The organism is Enterovirga sp. GCM10030262, from assembly GCF_042666435.1.
GTDB lineage: Bacteria > Pseudomonadota > Alphaproteobacteria > Sphingomonadales > Sphingomonadaceae > Allosphingosinicella.
Window position 1 is genome coordinate 799,409 of record NZ_JBHTDC010000002.1, and the last position, 21,068, is coordinate 820,476.

The window sequence follows — 21,068 nt, forward strand, 5'->3', positions numbered from 1 at the left end:
TTAGCCAGCCATGCTTTCTCAACGGACCCGGTATACAATACGTGCTTTGCTCCACCTCGCCGACCGTTACGGCCAGGGGGCGGTCCAGTTGGGAGAGATCGCCGAAGCGCAGAATATCCCGCCCAAATTCCTCACCGTGATGCTCTCGCAGATGAGCCGCGACGGCCTCATCGCCAGCCGGCGCGGGCGCGACGGCGGCTATTGGCTGGCAAGGCCGCCGTCCGAGATCAGCTATGGCGAGATCGTCCGCCTGACCCGCGGCTCGCTGGGCCTCCTCCCCTGCGCGAGCCGGCTCGCCTATCAGCAATGCGCCAATTGCATCACCGAGGAGAAATGCCGGCTCCATTGGGTGATGCTGATGGTCCGCGACGAGACGGCGCGGATTCTGGACGGGCTCAGCCTCGCCGACCCGGTCCCGATCGACACGTTCGAGCCGGCGCCGCTCGCCTAGATCATAATCCGGAACAACGCGCCGCCACTGCCGCTCGTCACCAGGTCGATCGAGCCGCGATGGGCCAGCACCAGCTGGCGGGCGAGGCTGAGGCCGACACCGGTGCCCTTGGCCTTGGTGGTGAAGAAGGGAAGGAAGATATCGTGGCGCAGCGTCTCCGGCACGCCGGCGCCATTATCCGCCACTTCGATCCGGACACGGCCGCTCTTGGCCGCGCCGAAGGACAGCGAGACGGCGGGCTCAGGGGCATGGGCGGCGGCGGCCTCAGCGGCGTTGCGCATCAGGTTGATCAGGACCTGGGCGAGCAGGTCGGGATCGGCGTCCAGGGTCAGATCGGGCGGCTCGACCGCGAGCGCGAACGCGACGCCGGCGGCGGCATCGCTCGCCCGGAACAGGGCTTCGAGCTCGCGCGCCCAGGGCAGCGCCTCATAGACCCGGCGGCGCACCTCCGGGGTGCGGCTGATCTGACGGTAGCTTTCGACGAAATGCATGACCCCGTCGGCGCGGCGGGCAAGGGTCTCGACCGCGGCCCGTGCGTCGGCGATCAGGGGGTCGCCGCCGGTGTCCGCCTCGGCGATCAGCGTCGCGGCGGTCTGGGCGAGCGAGGTCACCGGAGTCATTGAGTTCATGATCTCGTGAGTGAGCACGCGCACGAGATCGCTCTGCGCCGCGATCTCGACCGCGTTCAATTCACCCTGAATGGGCTGGACCGCGACGACCCGGACCTTCGACCCGAGCCGGTGGACCGTCGCCGCGCTTACCATGGCCGTCTGGGGCACGGAGTCGAGGGTGAGCGGCACCAGCTTCGGCCGGCCGACCGTGGCGTCGGCGAGGCTGTTGGCGAAGGCGTCGCCATAATCGCGGAAATCCTCGATCCTGACGCCCGAATGACGCACCAGCAGCCGCCGCGCCGCCTTGTTGGCGAGCTCGACCTTGCCGTCGCCGTCGACGGTGAGCAACGCGGTCGGCGCATCGTCGAGCACCGCCTCGAAGAAACGGGTGTCGTCGCTCAGCCGGTGGCGCTCGTCGCGCAGCCGCCGCATTCCCTGATCGAGCGCCTCGCCGAACTCGCTGAAGCCGCTGCCCTCATGGCGATGCGTGAAATTCTGCGACAGGTCGCCGAAGCGAACGGCGTCGACGAAGCGGGCAAGCTCGACATTGGTGCGCTGGATGAAGCGCCACAGGCCCGCGACCGCGCCCACACACAGCAAGGCCGCCAGCAGCCGCGCCGCGCCCAGCCCTTCCATGTCCAGCGAATAGACGAACAGGAAGGCGGCCGAGAGCAACAGGCCGACCCGCCACGCCAGCCCCAGGATGAAGCGGCGCTTAAAGCCCATGCTTGTCCATGCGGCGGTAGAGCGAGGCGCGGGTGAGGCCGAGTTCGGCGGCGGCGAGCGAGATATTGTAGGAATGCTTCTTGAGCGCCGATTCGACCATGTGCCGCTCCGCGCGGTCGAGGTTGAGATCGTCGCCCGGCGACGGCGATGGCGGCGCGGAAGGCTTGGGCGCGGTGCCGCGCGACAGCGAGAAATCCTCGACCGTGAAACGATCCTCGCCGGCGAGGATGACGGCGCGCTCCGCGGCGTGGCGCAGCGCGCGCACGTTGCCCGGCCAGTCATAGGCCTGGAGCGCGGCGGCGACGTCGCCCGGCAGCTCCCGCACCGGCTTTCCGTATTTCTTCGCATAGAGCGCAACGAAATGGTCGACGAGCAGAAGGATGTCCTCGCGCCGTTCGCGCAGGGGCGGCAGCTCGATCTCGACGGTGTTGAGACGGAAGAGGAGATCCTGCCGGAACAGGCTCTCGTCGGCGAGTCGATCGGGCGGCAGGTTGGTGGCGGCGATGACCCTGACGTCGATCGGCACCGGCTTGTTGGCGCCGACGGGGATCACCTGGCGCTGCTCGAGCGCGGTCAGCAATTTGGGCTGGAGGTGGAGCGGCAGATTGCCGACCTCATCGAGGAACAGGGTGCCGCCGTCCGCCGCCTGCAGCCGGCCGATGCGATCGCCGCGCGCATCGGTGAAGGCGCCCTTCACATGGCCGAACAATTCGGATTCGAAGAGATTTTCGGCGACCGCGCCGAGATCGACGGAGACGAGGACGCCGTCGGTGCGGCGCGAGCGTCGGTGAAGCTCGCGCGCGACCAGTTCCTTGCCGGTGCCGTTCTCGCCCAGGATCAGCACGTTCGCCTCGGTCGGCGCGGCGCGATCGATCAGCGAGAAGACGCGGGCGATGAGCGGCGACTTGCCGAGCAACGGGGTCTCGCCGCCCGCGGTCGGGGTGGTGACGGCGGCGGCGCGGCGGCGCTCGGTGACCGCCTCCTCGCGCGAGCTGCGCAGCGCCGCCGCCGTCCGCACCGTCGCCAGCAATCGCTCGTTGGACCAGGGCTTGGAGACGAAATCGGTCGCGCCCCGCTTCATCGCCTCGACCGCGATCTGGACGCCGCCATGGGCGGTGATCATCACCACCACCGCCTGCGGATCGTGCTTCAGGAATTCCGCCAGCCAGTGGAAGCCCTCCGCGGCGTTGGTCGCGCCGCGGCCGAAATTGGCGTCGAGCAGGATGACGTCCGGCAGCGCTACGTCCATCGCCGCCATGGCCTCGTCGGGCGAGGTGAAGGTCGCCACCTCCTCGAACAGCTCGCGCAGCAGCAGCCGCGCCGACAGCAAGATGTCGGGATCGTCGTCGACGACGATGCACCGTGAAAATTTTGGTCCCCGCTTCACGGCCCCTACTCCTAAAGCCTGCCTTCCCCCCGACAATCAAAATTCGTGCCACCGCCGTCCGCTTTCGCGCACCGGCGGCCGGGCGACGTCCGAATGCGGACAGTCGCGGCGCCCTCGCGACCGGCCGAGACGGCCCCGATTTCGCGGAATTCCGCCATTCCCGCCGACTGGCACGGCCGATGCGTGAGGGGAGGCGACAGGGAATTTCAAGCCGGGGAGACACGACATGACCAACGCTCGTTCGATCGCAGGCGCGGCCGCCTGGATGATGGTGACGCTGACCCTCGCTTTCGCCGCTCTGGCGCCGGTCGAGGCGGCGAGCCCGTGCGAGCAACCGAAGATGATGGTGGGGCAGGTCTGCACCAACCTCGTCACCGGGGCGGCGGCATCCGGTTGCAAGCCGATCCTGGCCTGAGCATTGTCCGCACACGAACAGTCGATGTCCGAAACCGGACAGAATCGGCCGGCGCGGTTCGCGTCGTCCCTTGGATCGCGGCCGCTCCGCTCCTGGCACGGCTTTTGCCAATGGAAGGCGGGAGGGTTCCTGAATGAGCGTGATTAAGATGAAGGCGTCTGACGGCGAGGCAAGTCCGCTGAGCGGCGGCGGAATGGACCGCGTGGTCGAGAAGAAAGGCCTGTCGAAGCGCGTGAAGCTCGGCATTGGCGGCGCCTTGCTGCTCGTGGCCGCCACCGGCTTCTACACGATGGCGCCCGATGCGAGCAGCCAGACCGTGGCCGCGGATCGTGTAACGGTCTCCACCGTGGAGCGCGGCACCTTCGACGACTTCCTACCCTTGCGCGCCCGCGTCACGCCCCTCGTCAGCGTCTATCTGGACGCGGTCGAAGGCGGCCGGGTCGAGGAGGTGCTGGTCGAGGACGGCGCGCAGGTCCAGAAGGGCCAGCTGCTTGCGGTCCTGTCCAATTCCGACCTCCAGCTCAACCTGCTCGCCCGCCAGACCGAGGTCTCGCGCGAGGTCAACTCGATGCGCAGCCAGGAGCTCGCGCTCGCGCAGACCCGTGTGCAGGACGAACGTTCGGTGATCGAAGCCGAGCTGGCCGCCGAAAAGGCGCAGCGGCAATATGAAGTGCAAAAGCCGCTCGCCGCGAAGGGCTTCGTTCCGGGAAAGGTGTTCCGCGACAGCCGCGACGAATATCTGTCCGCACAGAAGCGCGCCGATGTGCTGCGGCGCGGCCAGGCCGTCAACGAGCGGTTGCAGACGAGCCAATTGGCCCAGTTGCGCCAGTCCAACGCGGCCTTGAGCGGCAGCCTCGACATCGCGCGCGCCACGCTCGACGCGCTCAATCTGCGCGCGCCGGTCGCGGGGCAACTCACCGCTTTCTCGATCCAGGTCGGCCAGTCGATGAACCGGGGCGAACGGCTCGGCCAGATCGACACCGAAGGCAACAAGCTGGTCGCGCAGGTCGATGAATTCTATCTCGGCCGTGTCGAACCCGGCCAGACCGCGACCGCAGAGTGGGGCGGCAAGACCTACAAGATGAAGGTCGCCAAAATCTATCCGCAGGTTCGCAACGGCACGTTCGAGGTGGATTTCCACTTCGTCGGACCCGCGCCCGCGGACGTGCAGCGCGGCCAGACGCTCCAGACCAAGCTGACGCTCGGCGATCCGGCGCCGGCTTTGCTCATCCCCAACGGCGCCTTCTACAATGAGACGGGCGGAAGCTGGGTCTTCGTCGTCACCCCCGACGGCGGCGAGGCGGTGAAGCGCACGGTGCGCCTCGGCCGGCGCAACGCCAATTATATCGAGGTCCTCGAAGGGCTGGAGCCCGGCGAGAAGGTCCTCACCTCCCCCTATACCGGTTTCGCCGACAAGGATCGGCTCGACCTCGAATCCCAATGAAGGAGCTGATCTTATGCTGAACATGCGCGACCTTTCCCGGGTCTATCGGACCGACACCGTCGAGACGACGGCGCTGGACGGCGTCAATCTGGACATCGAGGACGGCGAATTCGTCGCCATCATGGGTCCGTCGGGCTGCGGCAAATCGACCTTGCTCAACGTGATCGGCATGCTCGACAGCCCGTCGAGCGGCTCCTACGTCTTCAACGGCGAGGAAGTGGCCGGCCTGCCCGAGGCCAAGCTCGCCGACGTCCGCAAGAAGAATCTGGGCTTCATCTTCCAGAGCTTCAACCTGGTCGACGAGCTGTCGGTCCGCGAGAATGTGGAGCTCGCGCTTCTCTACCACGACGTGCCCGCCTCCGAGCGGCGCCGCCGCACCGACGAGGTGATGGACAAGGTCGGCATCGGCCACCGCGCCAAGCATCGTCCGAGCCAGCTTTCGGGCGGCCAGCAGCAGCGCGTCGCGGTCGCCCGCGCATTGGTCGGCAATCCCAAGCTGATCCTTGCCGACGAGCCGACCGGCAACCTCGACACCCACCATGGCGAGGAAGTGATGAAGATGCTCCAGGCGCTCAACGCCGAAGGCTCGACCATCGTCATGGTGACCCATTCGCCGGGCCACGCCGATTATGCCGGCCGCGTCGTCAACATGCTCGACGGCCGCGTCCTGCAAGAGCGGCGGCGGGCCGCGTGAGGCCGGCGCCCGCCATCCGGGCCGGAGCGGCCCTCGCCGCGTTGGTCGCCACGGTCTTTCCGGGGCCTGTATTCGGCCAGGCGCGGACGGAGTCGACCGTGCTGATGTCGACCAACGAGCAAGCGCGGGCGGACCAGGAGCAATATGGCTATGCCGACGCCGTCATCGCCGGCGACCTTATCTTCCTGTCCGGCATCGTCGCCGGCCGCGCGCCCGGCGAGACCGACCTTGTCCCTGCTTACGAGCGGGTCTTCCGGCACATCGGCGCGATCCTCAAACGCGCGGGGGCGGACTATGAGGATATCGTCGACATCACCAGCTTCCACACCGACATCACCGCCGAGATCGGCGCGATGTCGGAAGTGCAGAAGCGTCATTTGAAATCGCCCCCGCCGGCCTGGACCGCGATCGATATCGACCGCCTCCTGCCCGACGGCGGCGTCACCGAGATCAAGGTCATCGCGCGGCGCCCGGGCGCCGCCAGGTCCGAATAGCTCTGCGCGGGAGGACATCACGATGTGGCGGAATTACCTGACGGTCGGCATCCGGGCCCTGGCCAAGAACAAGACCTACGCCTTCATCAACATCTTCGGCCTCGCCATCGGCATGGCGGCCTGCCTGATGATCCTCCTCTACGTCCGCTACGAGATGAGCTACGACAAATGGATCCCGGAGGCCGACCGGGTCTACCAGATCCAGAGCTGGTACAAATCGAGCGAGACGGGCGAGGAAACCCAGCTCCAGATGACGCCTTATGCGTCCGGCAAGGCGCTCCAGAAGGATTTCCCGCAGGTCGAGAGCCAGGTTTATCTATTCAACAACAACCCGGTCTTCGTGAAGGACGGGCAGGCGACGTCGAGCGAGGACTTCCTGTTCACCGACGGCGACTTCCTGGGAACCGTGCCGCTGCCGCTCGCGCGCGGCAGCCGCGATGCGCTCGGCCAAGTGAACACGGTCGTGCTGACCGAGAGCGAAGCGCGGCGGCTCTACGGCACCGACGACGTCGTCGGCCAGACGCTCAGCATGATCACCCGCGGCATCACCCGCGACTTCCGCATTACCGGCATTCTCAAGGACCTGCCGAAGAACACCCATTTCAAGATGACCGGCGTCGCGCGGCTCGATTATCCGGGCTATAATTTCGACACGCCGGACGTATTGACCTGCTGGGGCTGCCAGAACGGCCACGTCTATGCCAAATTGAAGCCGGGCGCCGACGCGGCCGCCATCCAGGCCGGCTTCCCCGCCTGGGAAAAGCGCAACATCCCCGATCAGAATGCCGGCGAAGCGAAGTTCAATGCCGGCGACGATCAGGACTGGCACATCGTCAATATCGAGGACGTGCATCTCGGCAAGGCGCAGGCCGGCGCGATGTCGGTCGGCAATGATCGCACGACGATCATCACCTTCGGAGTGATCGCATTGCTCATCCTCGGCATGGCGGTGGTCAATTTCACCAACCTCGCCACCGCCCGCGCCAGCCAGCGCGCCCGCGAGGTCGCGTTGAGGAAGGTCCTAGGGGCGACGCGGCGGCAGTTGATCGTCCAGTTCATCGGCGAATCCATCATCGTCTCGGTGGTGGCGATGCTGATCGCGCTGGCGATGGTCGAGCTTGCGATCCGGCCCTTCGCCGCCTTCCTCGAAGCGGACCTCTCCGTCTCCTATCTGGGCGCCGGAGGCATATTGTTGCCGGTGCTCCTGCTGGTGCTGATCGTCGGCATATTCGGCGGCCTCTACCCGGCCTTTTTCCTGTCGCGCTTCCAGCCCGCCTCGGTGCTGAAGGCGAACAAATCCTCGGCCGAGACGCCGGGCAGCGGACGGCTGCGCAACGCCCTCGTCATCGCCCAGTTCGCGGTGTCGATCGGGCTCATCATCTGCACCGCCGTCATTTACGGCCAGACCGTCTACGCCCGCACCGTCGATCCCGGCTACAACCGCGACAACATCCTGCAGGTCGACGAGCTCTCCCGCTACCAGTTGATCGACAAGGGCGAGATGATCGCCGAGCGGACGAAGCGGGTTCCCGGCGTGGAGGCGGTCGGCCGCACCACGATCGGCGTCGCCACCACCAACAACAACAATACCGGCTTCATGGTGCCCGGCAACCCTGAGCCGATCTCGATCGGCACCTACCAGGTCGACGAGGGCTTCAAGGAAGCGATGGGGCTGACGCTCGCCGCCGGCCGCTGGTTCGAGGAAGGGCGGCCGATGGACGACATGACCCTGCCCTATCCGCCCGACGACGCGACCCAGCGTGTCATGGCCCAGCGCGGCGGCAACATCATCCTCAACGAACTGGCCACCGAGCGTCTCGGCTTCAAAGAGCCCGCCGACGCGGTTGGCAAGACCTTGAAGGCGGCGCTCGTCGACAACGAGATCGGCCTCGTACCGGTGACGATCATCGGCGTGGTCAAGGATTCCCGCTTCCGCTCGGTCAAGCTGCCGCTCGATCCGATCATGTTCTCCAACTGGAACAGCGGCCACACCCACATGATCGTGCGCTACAATGGCGATCCCGCCGCGGTGCGCGCGAACGTCGAGCAGGTGTGGAAGGGCATCACCACCGACGTGCCCTTCGATGCCGAATATAGCGACGACATCATCGGCGAGCTCTACGAGGCCGAGGATGCGCGGGCCCAGACCTTCGCCGCCTTCGCGCTGCTGGCCGTCGTCGTGGCCTGCCTCGGCCTGTTCGGCCTCGCCGCCTTCACCGCCGAGCGCCGCACCAAGGAGATCGGCATCAGGAAGGTGATGGGCGCGCGCTCGCGCGACATCGTGCGCCTGCTCGCCTGGCAATTCTCGAAGCCGGTCATCATCGCCAACCTCATCGCCTGGCCCGTCGCCTGGTGGATGATGCGCGACTGGCTGAACACGTTCGACGCGCGCATCGACCTCGGCCCGGGGCCGTTCGTCCTGGCCGCCCTGCTCGCCCTCGTCATCGCGATCGGCACGATTGCCGGCCACGCCTTCAAGGTCGCGCGCTCCAACCCCATCCACGCCCTTCGCTACGAATAGGATAAGAACCATGTGGCGCAATTATGTGACCGTCGGCTTTCGGGCCCTGGCCAAGAACAAGACCTACGCCTTCATCAACATATTCGGCCTGGCGCTGGGCCTCGCCGCGTGCCTGATGATCCTGCTCTATGTCCGCTATGAGCTGAACTACGACAAGCAGCTTCCCGGAGCCGAACAGGCCTATCAGTTCCAAACCTATTATCAGAGCGACGAGACCGGTGAGGAGATGAACCTCCAGATGGCGGCCTATGTCACCAAAGCCGCGCTCCAGAAGGATTTCCCGCAGATCGACAAGGCCGTCCATGCTCTGGGCACCGCTCCCGTCGTGTTGAAGGACGGCGAAGCGAGCGCGACCGAGGATTTCCGTTTCGTCGACGGCAATCTGTTCGAAATACTGCAATTTCCCTTCGTCCAGGGCGATCCGGCCACCGCGCTCGATGAAGTCGGCTCGATTGTCCTGACCGAGAGCGAGGCCGTCAAGCGTTTCGGGTCGCAGAACCCGATGGGCCAGATCCTGACCCTCGCCGCCGCCGGCAAGCAGACCGATTACCGCGTCACCGGCATCCTCAAGGACCTGCCGAAGAATTCGCACTTCGAGGCGACCATGGTCGCCCGCTACGATCCGGCCACCTATTTCGCGGACACTCCCGATTTCCTGACCAATTACGGCTGGCAGTCGGGCTGGGTCTATCTGTCCCTGAAGCCGGGAGCCGACCCGTCGGCGATCAACGCCCAGCTCCAGGCGTGGGAGAAGCGCAACATCCCCGACGAGAATTTCGGCGGGCAGACGTTCAACCAGGGCGACGAAGGCGATTTCGCCCTGGTCAACGTCCAGGACGTCCATCTCGGCGAAGCGCAGCGCGGGTCGATGACGCCGGGCAACGACAAGCGCACCATCGTCACGTTCGCGATCATCGCCGCGCTCATTCTCGGCATGGCCTGCGTCAACTTCACCAACCTCGCCACCGCCCGCGCAAGCCAGCGCGCCCGCGAAGTCGCCCTGAGGAAGGTGCTCGGCGCCAACCGCCGCCAGCTGATCGTCCAGTTCCTCGGAGAATCCATCCTGGTAGCGGCGATCGCGATGCTGGTCGCGCTGGCCTTCACCGAGCTCGCCCTCCCCTTCTTCGCCAAATTCCTCGATGCCGATCTCAGCCTCGATTATGTCGGCGAGGGCGGCCTGCTCTTGCCGATCATCGGCCTGGTGCTGCTGGTCGGGGCGGCGGGCGGACTTTATCCGGCCTTCTATCTCTCCCGCTTCCAGCCGGCGCAGGTGCTCAAAGCCAACAAGTCGTCGGCCGAGGCGCAAGGGTCCGGGCGACTGCGCAACGCCTTGGTCGTCGCCCAGTTCGCGGTTTCGATCGGCCTCATCATCTGTACGGCCATCGTCTATACGCAGACCGTCCATGCCCGCACCGCCGATCCCGGCTACAACCGTGAAGGATTGCTCCAGGTCGAGAATATCGGGCGCCGCGAGGTCTTCCCCGTCATCGACACGCTGAAGCGCGAGATCGGCGCCATCGACGGCGTCAGCGCGGTCGGCATGACCGGCATCGGCATCGCCACCGGCAACAACAGCGAAACCGGGATACAGCTGCCCGGCCGCGACGAGCCGGTGACGCTGGACACCTATGCCGTCGATGCAGGCTTCTTCGAGACGATGGGCATCGAGCGCATCGCCGGCCGCCTGTTCGACGAGAACCGCCCGGCTGACGACGCCACCACCCCGTTCCCGGAGGATCCGGCGGCGGAGCGGGCCCTGGCGGCGCGGGGAGTCAACATCATAGTCAACGAATTGGCGGTGAAGCGCATGGGCTTCGCCAGCCCGGCCGAGGCCGTGGGCAAGCCGGCTAAGCTCTCCTTCGCCGAGGAATATGGCGGCATCCTCCCCGCCACGATCATCGGCGTCGTCAAGGATTCGCGCTTCCGCTCGATCCGCGATCCCATCGATCCGATCATGTTCCGCTTCAACCGCGTCGGCCAGAACTGGCTTCTCGTCCGCTACAATTCGGCCAATCCGATTGCCGTCCGCAACGAAGTGGAAGCGGTATGGAAGCGGGTCGTGCCGGACGTGCCGTTCGATGCCGAATATAGCGAGGAGATCGTCCGCGAGCTGTATGAAGCGGAGGAAGCGCGCGCGCAGACCTTCGCGGCCTTCGCCTTGCTCGCCGTTATCGTCGCCTGCCTCGGCCTGTTCGGGCTCGCCGCCTTCACCGCCGAGCGGCGGACCAAGGAGATCGGCATCAGGAAGGTGCTGGGCGCCCGCTCCCGCGACATCGTCCAGCTGCTGGCCTGGCAATTCTCCAAGCCGGTGGTGCTGGCCAATTTGATCGCTTGGCCGATCGCCTGGTGGGTGATGCGCGACTGGCTGAACACGTTCGACGCGCGGATCGCGCTCGGCCCGACGCCGTTCCTGCTCGCGGGCGTGCTGGCGCTGGCCATCGCGATCGGCACCATCGCCGGCCACGCCTTCAAGGTCGCCCGCGCCAACCCGATCCACGCATTGCGCTACGAATAAGGGAGGCCAGGGGGCATGTGGCGCAACTATCTGCTGATCGCGACCCGGCTCCTGGCGCGCAACCGGGTCTATGCCGCGATCAACATCGGCGGGTTGGCGCTCGGGCTGGCGGGGTGCCTGCTGATCCTCAATTATGTCCGCTACGAGCGCAGCTACGATTCATGGCTGCCGGACAGCGAGCGCATCCACCAGGTCCAGTCGACCTGGCACGAGCCGGGCCAGCCGGTCACGCACGCGCAGACCAGCCCGTTCCCGATCCGCGAGACACTGGCGGCCGGCTTCCCGCAGATCGAGGCGCTGACCGTGCTCAGCAGCGGCCAGACCGTGACGATGCGCGACGGCCAGGCGATATTCCTCGACTGGGCCAGCGTCGACCCGAGCTTCTTCGACATCTTCCAGCTGGAGTTCGTCAGCGGATCGGCGAAGACGGCGCTGCCGGACACCAACACGATCGTCCTGACCGAGAGCGAGGCGATCCGCCAATTCGGCACCAGCGACGTCGCCGGGCGGACGATGACGCTCGGCGCGGGCGAGGGGAAGCGGGACCGTAAGGTCGGGGCAGTGCTCAAGGACCTGCCGAGCAACAGCAGCCTCAAGCTGACGGTGCTAGCCCTCTGGAATCCCGCCGATTACGACTGGATGCCGGCCGAAGCCAAAGGCTGGGGCAACATGAACCAGCAGCATTATGTGAAGCTGCGTCCCGGCGGCGACGCGGCGGCGATCAACGCCGCCCTTCCCGCCTGGGAAAAGCGCGTGATCGCGCCCCAGATCATCGACGGCACGCCTTCGTCCCAGGCCGACATATTGGACCTCAGGCTGATTCCGATCGGCGATGTGCATCTGGGCGAGGCGCAGGCCGGCGCGCTTACCCCCGGTGGCGATCCCCGCGCGCTCGCCACCTTCGCGGTCGTGGCGCTGCTCATCCTCGGCATGGCGGTGATCAACTTCGTCAACCTCTCGACCGCGCGCGCCACCCAGCGCGCCCGCGAGGTGGCGTTGCGCAAGGTGCTCGGGGCAACGCGCGCGCAGCTCGTGGTGCAATTGCTCTGCGAATCCCTTTTACTGGCGGCGGCGGCGATGCTGCTCGCGCTGACGGCGGTGGAGCTGGCGACGCCGTGGATCAGCGCCTGGGTCGGTGCCGATCTGCGGATCGACTATTTCGGCGAGGACGGCATGCTCGTTCCCGCGCTGGCCCTGTTCGCGTTCACCGGATTGCTCGGCGGCCTCTACCCCGCTTTCTATCTGAGCGGTTTCCAGCCCGCTGCGGTGCTCCGCGCCAACAAATCCTCGGCCGAAACGCCGGGCAGCGGGCGGCTGCGGACGATGCTGGTGGTGGTCCAGTTCGCGATCGCGATCGGGCTGATCGTCTGCACCTCCGTCATTTATTCGCAGACGCGTTACGTCGAGACGGTCAATCCCGGCTTCCGCCGCGACGGGCTGGTCCAGATCGACGCGGCCTGGCGTTTCGCGGGCGACAACAGCCGCTACGAGGCGGCGCGGCGCGAGATGCTGGCGATACCGGGCGTGGTCGCGGCCGGGCGGACCAATCTCGGCCTCGCGGCGACCAACAAGAATTTGCTGGCGGTGCGGCGCGACGGCGGACCGCAGGATCTGTCGATCGGGGTGTATGACGTCGATCCCGGCTTCTTCGCGACGATGGACATGCGGCTGCTCGCCGGCCGTTTCCTGGACGAGCGCTACGCCAGGGACCGCGCGCCCGGTTCCGGCGACTATAGCGATGCCGCGCTGGCGGCGGCCGCGGCGGAGCTCGCCGCGCGCGGCCTGAACGTGGTGGTCAACCGCAATGCGACGGCGGCGATGGGCTTCCAGTCTCCACGGGCCGCGGTCGGACAGACGATCAAGGTCGGCATCGGCGGCGGCAATCTCGCGCCGGCGACCATCGTCGGGGTGGTCGAGGATACGCGCATCCGCACCGCGCGGGACCGGATCGAGCCTCTGGTCTACAGCTACAATCCGGAGCGGACGAGCCAGGTCGTCGTCCGCTATGCCGAGGCCAGGCCGGGCGAGGTGATGGCGGGGCTCAACCAGGTGTGGCGGCGGTTCGAGCCGGAGATTCCGTTCCAGGGCCGGTTCGCCGAGGACATCGTCGCCGAAGTCTATGCCGCCGATCGCGCGCGCGGCGCCCTGTTCGCCGCCTTTGCGGCCCTGGCGGTGGTGATCGCCTGCCTCGGCCTCTACAGCCTCGCTTCGTTCGCCAGCGAGCGCCGCACTAAGGAGATCGGCATCCGCAAGGTGGTCGGCGCCAAGGTCCGCGACATCGTGCGCCTGCTCGCCTGGCAATTCTCCAAGCCCGTCATCCTCGCCAACCTCATCGCCTGGCCGGTCGCCTGGTGGGCGATGCGCGACTGGCTGAACACGTTCGACGCACGCATCCCGCTGGGGCCGACTCCGTTCGTCCTGGCCGGTCTGCTGGCGCTGGCCATCGCCATCGGCACGGTGGCGGGCCACGCCTTCAAGGTGGCGCGGCTCAACCCCATCCACGCCTTGCGTTACGAATAAGGAGAGCGGGCGATGTGGCGCAATTATCTGACGGTCGGCTTCCGGGCGCTGACCAAGAACCGCACCTACGCTTTCATCAACATCTTCGGACTGGCGCTCGGGCTCGCCGCCTGCCTGCTGCTATTGCTCTACGTCCGCTACGAGACAAGCTACGATGCGTGGCTGCCGCAAGCGGAGCGTGTCTATCAGGTGCAGAGCATCCGCACAGACCCGGAGACGGGCGACGTCCGGCGCCTGCAGGCCGCGCACGGCGTCGTCACGGAAAGCCTGGCCAAGGATTTCCCGCAGATCGAAGCGATCGCGCGAGCGGATTCGTCCGAGCTGGTATTCCTCGAAAACGGACAGGCGACCTATGGTGACGTTTATTTCGCGGACGCCAGCTTCTTCGACATCCTCCAGCTTCCGTTCGTGGCGGGTGACCGGGATACCGCGCTCGATGAGGTCGACAGCCTCGTCATCAGCCGTTCGGAAGCGATCCGGCGGTTCGGGACGGCCGACGCGGTCGGCAGGACGACCACGCGCGTCCGCCGCGGCGAGAAAGCGGACATGCGGGTCACCGGCGTGTTCGAGGATATCCCGCGCAACAGCCATCTCGAACTTCACATGGTGTCCCGGATCACGCCGGAAATGGCGGCGGAATGCGGCTGGGGCTGCATCAACGGCTATGTCTATCTTAAGCTGCGCCCGGGCGCCTCGGCCGAGGATATCGCGCGCGGCCTGCCGGCCTGGGAAAAGCGCAACATCCCGGTGAACACGGTCGGCGACGTCCAGACCAGCGAAGGCGAAGCGTTCGACTGGCGGCTCGTCAACCTCGCGGACGTGCATCTGAGCGAAGCCGAGGGCGAGCCCGAGCGCCCGGTCAACGACCGGCGGACCATCGTCACCTTCGCCGTGGTGGCGCTCCTGATCCTCGCCATGGCCGCGATCAACTTCATCAACCTCGCCACCGCCCGCGCCAGCCAGCGCGCGCGCGAAGTGGCGCTCCGCAAGGTTCTCGGCGCGCGCCGCGAGCAGCTCGTGATCCAGTTCCTGGCCGAATCCCTGCTGCTGACCGGCGTCGCCATGCTGATCGCGCTGGCGCTGGTGGAATTGCTGCTGCCGATGTTCGGGCGCTTCCTCAACGCCGAGTTCGAGCTTCATTATCTGGGCGAGGGCGGCATGCTGCCGCCGATCCTCGCCATGCTGCTGGCTGTGGGGCTGGCCGGCGGTCTGTACCCGGCATTCTATTTGTCGCGCTACCAGCCGGCGGCGGTGCTGAAGGCGAACCGGTCCTCGACCGAGCCGGCGGGCACCGGACGCCTGCGCAACATCCTGGTCGTCGGCCAGTTCGCGGTCTCGATCGGCCTCATTATCTGCACCGCGATCGTCTATGCCCAGACGGAATATGCGCGCTCGGCCGATCCCGGCTTCCGGCGCGGCGGACTGATCCTCGCGAGCAACATGAACCGCGCGGCGATGGTGCCGGTCGCCGAAACCCTGATCCGCGAGATTGCCAGGGTCGACGGCGTGGAGAATGTCGCCGGAACGAGCATCGTTCCCGCTACCGACAACGTGACCAACACGCTCGTCCAGGTTCCCGGCCGCGCCGAGCCGGTGACGATCGGCAATTACAGCGTGACTCCGAGCTTCTTCGACACGATGGACATCCAGCTCCTCGCCGGCCGGACCTTGTCGCGCCGCTACGCCAACGATTACGCCTGGACACCCTACGAGCCCGAGGAGGCGGTGGCGCCGGCCGAGCGGGCCTTGGTGGCGCGCGGGATCAATGTCGTCGTCAACCGGCTGGCGGCGGAGCAACTGGGCTTCGCCGAGCCCGGTGCGGCGATCGGCAAGACCGTGAGCCTGAGCTTCTTCGGCGATGAGATCGGGTTGCTCCCCGCCACCATCGTCGGCGTCGTCGAGAATAGCCGCTTCCGCTCGATCCGCGAGCCGTTCGAGGCGCAGCTTTTCTACGACCGCGGCATCTATTCGGACCTCGTCGTCCGCTATGCCTCGGCCGATCCCGAGGCGGTGCGGAGCCGGATCGGAGATATCTGGAGGAACCTCGCCCCCGAAGTCCCGTTCGACGGCGCCTTCGCCGATCAGCGCCTGGCCGAATTGTACCGCACCGACCGCGCCCGCGGCCAGACCTTCGCCGGCTTCGCTTTTCTCGCCATCGTCATCGCCTGCCTCGGCCTGTTCGGCCTCGCCGCCTTCACCGCCGAGCGGCGGACCAGGGAGATCGGCATCAGGAAGGTGTTCGGCGCGCGGGTGAAGGACATCGTGAAGCTGCTCGCCTGGCAGTTCTCGAAGCCGGTGATCCTCGCGAACCTGATTGCGTGGCCGGTCGCCTGGTGGCTGATGCGCGACTGGCTGAACGGCTTCGACGCGCGCATCGACCTCGGGCCGACGCCCTTCCTGATCGCGGGGCTGCTCGCCCTCGCCATCGCCGTCGGCACGATCAGCGGCCACGCCGTCAAGGTCGCCCGCGCCAATCCCATCCACGCCCTCCGCTACGAATAGGACAATCGATGACGACCGCATTGATCTGGGCGGGCGCCGCCCTCGCCATCACCGGGATGCTCAGCCTCGCCTTGCTGAAGGGATGGCGCGGCTGGCTCGACCTCAGGCGCTACGAGATCGCGGCCGATCGCTCGGCGCCGGAGGCGCTCGACCCCACCCCCGGCGTCCGCATCGAAATGGCCGACCTCAAGGAACGTCTCCGCCGCCTCGAGGCGATCGCGCAGGGGGTTGATCTCTGACGGACGGCGGGCCCGACTCTGTCGCCCACCCCTTCTTTAGTCCCCGCGCCGGCGGGTCGCCATCCGCGCTTTCTTGTCCGCGCGGCTTTCGATAAGGTTCTCGTCTCCACGGACGAAAGGACGAGGCCATGGCGATCATCGACGGCACGAGCGGGAACGACGCTTTGTTCGGGACTCGCCTGGGCGACGAGATTAACGGGCTGGGCGGCAACGACGTGCTGCGCGGGCGGAGAGGCGGCGACCGGCTGAACGGCGGCGCGGGGGCGGACGAGATGCGCGGCCGGTTCGGCGACGACCTCTATTTCGTCAACCACAAGGGCGACCGGGTGGGCGAGCGCTTCGGCGAGGGCACAGATACGGTGTACGCGACATTGGCCTATCGGTTGCAGCAGCATATCGAGAATCTGGTGCTGATCGGCACGGCGAAGATCGGCCGCGGCAACGATCTCGACAACCGGCTGGACGCTTCGGACCAGCAGGGCGCTCCCGGCTCGGGCGTGCGGGCGATCGCCAACATCCTCGACGGCGGCTCGGGCGCCGACGTGATGGCCGGCGGCTACGGCCGCGACACTTATTATGTCGACAATGCAGGCGACACGATCGAGGAAATGGGGTCGCTTTCCACGGCTCCTAATTCTGGCCCTCCCGTCGCTGACGACTCCAATCTCGACCAGGTGTTCAGCTCCATTACCTACATTCTGCCCAGCCGTTTCGACGAGGATGTCAATGTCCATATCGGCGTGGAGAACCTGATCCTCACCGGGACGGCCGACCTGAGCGGCACCGGCAATGCGGTCCAGAACCAGATCACCGGCAATGACGGCAACAATCTCCTCCGTGGCCTCGGCGGCGCCGACAACCTCAGCGGCGGCGACGGCAACGACCGGCTGGAGGGGGGGGATGGTAGCGACGTCCTCAATGGCGGAGTAGGCAACGACATACTCATCGGGGGAGAGGGCGGAACAACCTTCAGATTCGACAGCTTCGATGCCGACACCACCGACTGGAAGCGCGGAGACACCATTAGGCTCGACGTGAAGGTTTTCACGGAGCTGCGTGATTTTGACAACCGTCCAAGTCGGAGCATTGATGAAGAAGCGTTCACAGAAGCGACATCCGCTTCGCAAGCGGACCATCGGATAATTTATAATTCAGCGAGCGGAGAGCTTTTCTACGATCCGGATGGATCGGGAGCGCAAGCGCAAGTCCTGTTTGCGACCGTAAATCCCGGATCACAAATGTTTTGGCTGGACCTTTCTACCTATGGATAAGGGCTGAACGGGGGGTGACGAGTGCCTACAGACTTTTCAACGAGAGAATTCCTAAAGGATGTTGATGCCGACGATGTCTATGTTGTCGTTCCCGACGGCGTCGCCATAATCACCGACGAACCCGGCAAGCAGGGCACGCGCTGGATCTGGAACCCCGGCGACCAGTCCGGCACATTGGCAACCGGCTCGATCACGATCCAGCCGACCAGCGAGCCGGGCCACATCGTCAACATCGATGGCCATGAGTTCACCCTCACCGATGGCTCGATCTCGCCGTCGCCGGCGAGGCCGGTAACGATCGGCGCCGACGCCGCCGCGACGGCCGAGAATTTGCGTTCCGCCATCGCCGGCCTCGCCGCCGACCCGACATTTCCCGCCACCGCCACCCGCTCGGGCGCCATCGTCCGGCTGAAGGCGAAGAAGAAGGGGCTTTCCGGCAATTACATCGCGCTGAGCACCATCCCACGCCGCCCGCCGATCAGCTTCAAGCTCAGCGGCCCGCTGCTCGCGGGCGGCCTCTATTCGGCGGCGGCCGACCGCTACATGGTCGAGACGGAAATCTCGAATAATGGAACTGTGGCGACCTTTTCGTTCGACGCGGAAGTGCGGTTGGCGCCGAGCAGCGCGGCGGGCGGCGGCAGTGGCGCCTGGTTCTATTCGCCGGACGTCGATGCGACTTACGCAAAGCCCAAGATCACGCCTTATTTCTTCGGCCGCTACATCAGTGCCGATCCCACGCACAATCGGCGGGTTCTGCAAGCCGCCGTAGAGACTTCGTCACGGTTCGGCTGGGTCGTCGAGTTGGATGGGGACGATCCGGACAATCCCCTACCGGGCGGCGAATGGATCGTCGACGGCCTCATCCGCCTCACCGACGACTGCGACCTGCGCGGCGAAAAGGGATTCACGATCGTGTCGATCAGCCGGCAGGGCGCCGGTTTCCGCGCGCCGGTCAAGCTGGGCGGCTATGCCAGCGCCTTCGTGGCGAACAACGATTTCGCTTCGACGCTGCCGGACGGTCCCCGCTGGTGGCAATATGTCGACTGGATCGACTGCACGCAGGCGGATTCCACGACCCTGACGGTCGATCCCTCCATCGACCATATGCTCCCGGTCGGATCGATGCTCCTCATCCGCGACCGGAGCTATTATCCAACCAAGGGCGGCCAGAGGCCCTTTGTCCTGATGCCCAACGTGCGGGTCGATCCGGCCACGGCGGGCACCGGCGCGATCAAGCTCGAAAGGCCGCTCGACATTCCCATCGCCCACGCGCAGGTCGCGTTCGCCACCTGCCCGGTCAGTCTGGTCGGGGCGGACGATGTCATCCGCCCTGACCTTCCCGGCCTCGTGAAGGGCAAGGTGCTCAAGGATCACGCCGGGCAACGAGGCTATTATGAGGGCGGCTACATGGGCGTCGCCAGAGGCGTCCGGGTACGGCGGGTATCGCTGGAAAGCCGGGGCCAGACGGTAGTGACGCCGCAAGGGCCGAAGGTCTACACGCCCGGTCCGGTATTCGCGATCGGTATCGCGGCCTATGATTGCCACCTCAGCCTCGACAGTGCGATCGGCCGGTCGGTCGCCTTCCTCAACTGCTTCGCTTATTCGGACCTCCACATCGCCGAGGCCGAGGCGTGGGAAAAGATCGCCGAGATCGCGCTCGGCGGCGGGGAGAGCACGATCACGATCGATCGGGCGACTGCGGTGCCGCCGCCCGTCGTGCCGGACGATGACGATGACGATAATGAGGATGAGGATGACACCGAGCAGGATGTCGGATCGATCGTTCAGCTCGGCGAGAATGTGAACGGGACGACCGTCACCATCGATCGGCTGATCGTTCAGCAGGATTATGAGGACAGCGCCGCGGTCGCGGTGATCCGCTCCGCCTCCAACTGCACGTTAGACATCGTCAATCTCAAACTTCCCGAGCCGCCAGCGACGACCTGGAGTGGAGCCGTGCTGTCGATCCAGAACGATCTAAGGGACGAAGTCGATTCCGGCCCCGACGAGGCTCAAAGCGAACCAAGAACAACACCGTGTTCGCGCGCTACGTCTGGGGCGGGCCGTGCGCCGGTTATCTGGTGATGGACAATGACGGCAGCCAATTGATCGGCGCCGACGTGACCGCGAACTTCAATATCGACCTGACTCCGAAAGCTTCGGGGGAGCTTCCCTGGGCCCTGCTCCTGCGCGGAGCGAACGTTAAGGTTCGGGGCCGTATCAAGGAGGGGGACGTGAACGTCGCCCACACGACCGACGTCGATGTCGAGATCGAGAGCGGAAGCCCGGATTCCGATGTGGCGGGGGAGTCGTTCGCCTGTCCCAACCCGCCTCACGTCATCATCGACAAGCCGCCATCCCAGGCGGTGGCGGCGGAATAGTCCCCGGCTGAGCATCTCTGATTTCGGTTCGCTTCCACCCCTTTCCCGGCTAATCCTGCTTATATCCATTGCGCGGCGGGAGAGACGTCTTTGAAAGAGTCCCACCCCAAGCTCGGCAGCCGGCTGCTGATCGGCGCCATCGCCGGATTCGCGGGCACGCTCGCCATGACGGCGGCGATGCGGCGGATGCACGAGAGGCTGCCGCCGAAGGAGCTTTATCCGCTTCCGCCGCGCGAGATAATCGATTCCGCGGCCGAGCTGGTCGGCGCGCCGCTCCCGAACGAGGCGGCGAAGGACGCCGCCACCGCCGGCCATTTCGCTTATGGCGCGGCAACCGGCGCCCTGCTCGGCGCGGCCAATGTGATGATGGGGCCGGTCAGCGGCGGCGCGGCGGGCGTCGGCGTGTGGCTGGCAAGCTATATGGGCTGGATTCCGGGCATGGGCATATTGAAGCCGGCGACGCGGCACCCGGGCCGGCGCAACATGCTGATGATCGCCGCCCATATCGTCTGGGGCGCCGCCACCGCGCGGGCGATGCGGGAGCTCGCCATCGCGCGGGAGACGATTTTCACCGAGGGCGCCGACCGGGACGCCGCCTGAAATTCAGTCCACGTGCGGGCTGAGGTTGGGCGGGTCGCTGGCCGGGAAGCTCTCGTCCGAGGCCTCGTCCACCTTGTCCCACGTGCGCGGCGGATCGCGCATCGCGCCTCGGCCGGCGGAGCGGACATTGCCGCTGTCCCCCACCGGCCCGGGCGGGCGGCCATGCTTCAGCGCGGGCGCCGGGCGGTCGGCATTGTTGCGGTGGCGTATGAGCCGGGTCGCGACATAGCCCGCGCCGGCGGCGAGCGCCGCGCCGAGGCCGGTGATGAGCGCCGACTTGCGGTTCCATTCGGCCAT

Annotated in this window: 17 protein-coding genes; 14 read left to right on the forward strand and 3 right to left on the reverse strand. The window is 66.4% G+C overall.

Translation table 11 applies throughout. The features are described from left to right. Positions 1–10 precede the first annotated feature (10 nt). A complete protein-coding gene (locus ACFQRC_RS13165) occupies positions 11–451 on the forward strand; it encodes an RrF2 family transcriptional regulator (protein WP_379961975.1) in 441 nt (146 codons plus the stop codon). On the opposite strand, the gene ACFQRC_RS13170 is transcribed toward ACFQRC_RS13165, so the two are convergent. Both ACFQRC_RS13170 and ACFQRC_RS13175 read right to left on the reverse strand, forming a co-directional pair. Further along, entirely contained in the window at positions 448–1,788 is a 1,341-nt protein-coding gene (locus ACFQRC_RS13170) for a sensor histidine kinase (RefSeq protein WP_379961977.1), read from the reverse strand. The genes ACFQRC_RS13165 and ACFQRC_RS13170 overlap by 4 nt on opposite strands. Continuing rightward, a complete protein-coding gene (locus ACFQRC_RS13175) occupies positions 1,778–3,175 on the reverse strand; it encodes a sigma-54-dependent transcriptional regulator (protein WP_379961979.1) in 1,398 nt (465 codons plus the stop codon). The genes ACFQRC_RS13170 and ACFQRC_RS13175 overlap by 11 nt, the downstream gene beginning before the upstream one ends. A 226-nt stretch (positions 3,176–3,401) precedes the next feature. Here ACFQRC_RS13175 and ACFQRC_RS13180 point away from each other — a divergent pair, with 226 nt between their 5' ends. From ACFQRC_RS13180 to ACFQRC_RS13240, 13 genes are all read left to right on the forward strand, one after another. Continuing rightward, the gene (locus ACFQRC_RS13180; protein ID WP_379961981.1) at positions 3,402–3,590 is read left to right on the forward strand and encodes a hypothetical protein; all 189 of its coding nucleotides are present in this window, start codon (positions 3,402–3,404) and stop codon (positions 3,588–3,590) included. Positions 3,591–3,723: 133 nt separating this feature from the next. After that, positions 3,724–5,034, forward strand: a complete 1,311-nt coding sequence (locus tag ACFQRC_RS13185; RefSeq protein WP_379961983.1) for an efflux RND transporter periplasmic adaptor subunit — start codon at positions 3,724–3,726, stop codon at positions 5,032–5,034. Between the two features lie 13 nt (positions 5,035–5,047). After that, on the forward strand, positions 5,048–5,728 hold the full coding sequence (locus ACFQRC_RS13190) for an ABC transporter ATP-binding protein (RefSeq protein ID WP_379961986.1): 681 nt from the start codon (positions 5,048–5,050) through the stop codon (positions 5,726–5,728). Then, positions 5,725–6,222, forward strand: coding sequence for a Rid family hydrolase (locus tag ACFQRC_RS13195; protein ID WP_379961988.1), 498 nt, complete (start codon positions 5,725–5,727; stop codon positions 6,220–6,222). Before ACFQRC_RS13190 ends, ACFQRC_RS13195 begins: the two co-directional genes overlap by 4 nt. Before the next feature lie 22 nt (positions 6,223–6,244). Beyond that, entirely contained in the window at positions 6,245–8,743 is a 2,499-nt protein-coding gene (locus tag ACFQRC_RS13200; protein ID WP_379961990.1) for an ABC transporter permease, read from the forward strand. A 10-nt stretch (positions 8,744–8,753) separates the two neighbouring features. Then, positions 8,754–11,258 carry an FtsX-like permease family protein gene (locus ACFQRC_RS13205; protein WP_379961992.1) on the forward strand — a complete coding sequence of 835 codons (2,505 nt, stop codon included), beginning with the start codon at positions 8,754–8,756 and terminating at the stop codon, positions 11,256–11,258. A gap of 15 nt (positions 11,259–11,273) precedes the next feature. Then, positions 11,274–13,778, forward strand: a complete 2,505-nt coding sequence (locus ACFQRC_RS13210; RefSeq protein ID WP_379961994.1) for an ABC transporter permease — start codon at positions 11,274–11,276, stop codon at positions 13,776–13,778. 12 nt (positions 13,779–13,790) lie between these two features. Beyond that, positions 13,791–16,280: an ABC transporter permease gene (locus tag ACFQRC_RS13215; RefSeq protein WP_379961996.1), complete on the forward strand. Its 2,490-nt coding sequence runs from the start codon at positions 13,791–13,793 to the stop codon at positions 16,278–16,280. Positions 16,281–16,288: 8 nt separating this feature from the next. Continuing rightward, positions 16,289–16,519, forward strand: coding sequence for a hypothetical protein (locus tag ACFQRC_RS13220; protein WP_379961998.1), 231 nt, complete (start codon positions 16,289–16,291; stop codon positions 16,517–16,519). A gap of 128 nt (positions 16,520–16,647) precedes the next feature. Then, positions 16,648–17,790, forward strand: a complete 1,143-nt coding sequence (locus ACFQRC_RS13225; protein ID WP_379962000.1) for a calcium-binding protein — start codon at positions 16,648–16,650, stop codon at positions 17,788–17,790. A gap of 21 nt (positions 17,791–17,811) precedes the next feature. Further along, on the forward strand, positions 17,812–19,875 hold the full coding sequence (locus tag ACFQRC_RS13230) for a hypothetical protein (RefSeq protein WP_379962002.1): 2,064 nt from the start codon (positions 17,812–17,814) through the stop codon (positions 19,873–19,875). Further along, the gene (locus ACFQRC_RS13235) at positions 19,827–20,171 is read left to right on the forward strand and encodes a hypothetical protein (protein ID WP_379962004.1); all 345 of its coding nucleotides are present in this window, start codon (positions 19,827–19,829) and stop codon (positions 20,169–20,171) included. The genes ACFQRC_RS13230 and ACFQRC_RS13235 overlap by 49 nt, the downstream gene beginning before the upstream one ends. 90 nt (positions 20,172–20,261) lie before the next feature. Further along, positions 20,262–20,771 (forward strand): hypothetical protein, encoded by a 510-nt coding sequence (locus ACFQRC_RS13240; protein ID WP_379962006.1) that lies wholly within the window; start codon positions 20,262–20,264, stop codon positions 20,769–20,771. Positions 20,772–20,774: 3 nt separating this feature from the next. Here the strand turns inward: ACFQRC_RS13240 and ACFQRC_RS13245 are convergent, their stop codons facing one another. Further along, positions 20,775–21,068 (reverse strand): hypothetical protein, encoded by a 294-nt coding sequence (locus ACFQRC_RS13245; RefSeq protein WP_379962008.1) that lies wholly within the window; start codon positions 21,066–21,068, stop codon positions 20,775–20,777.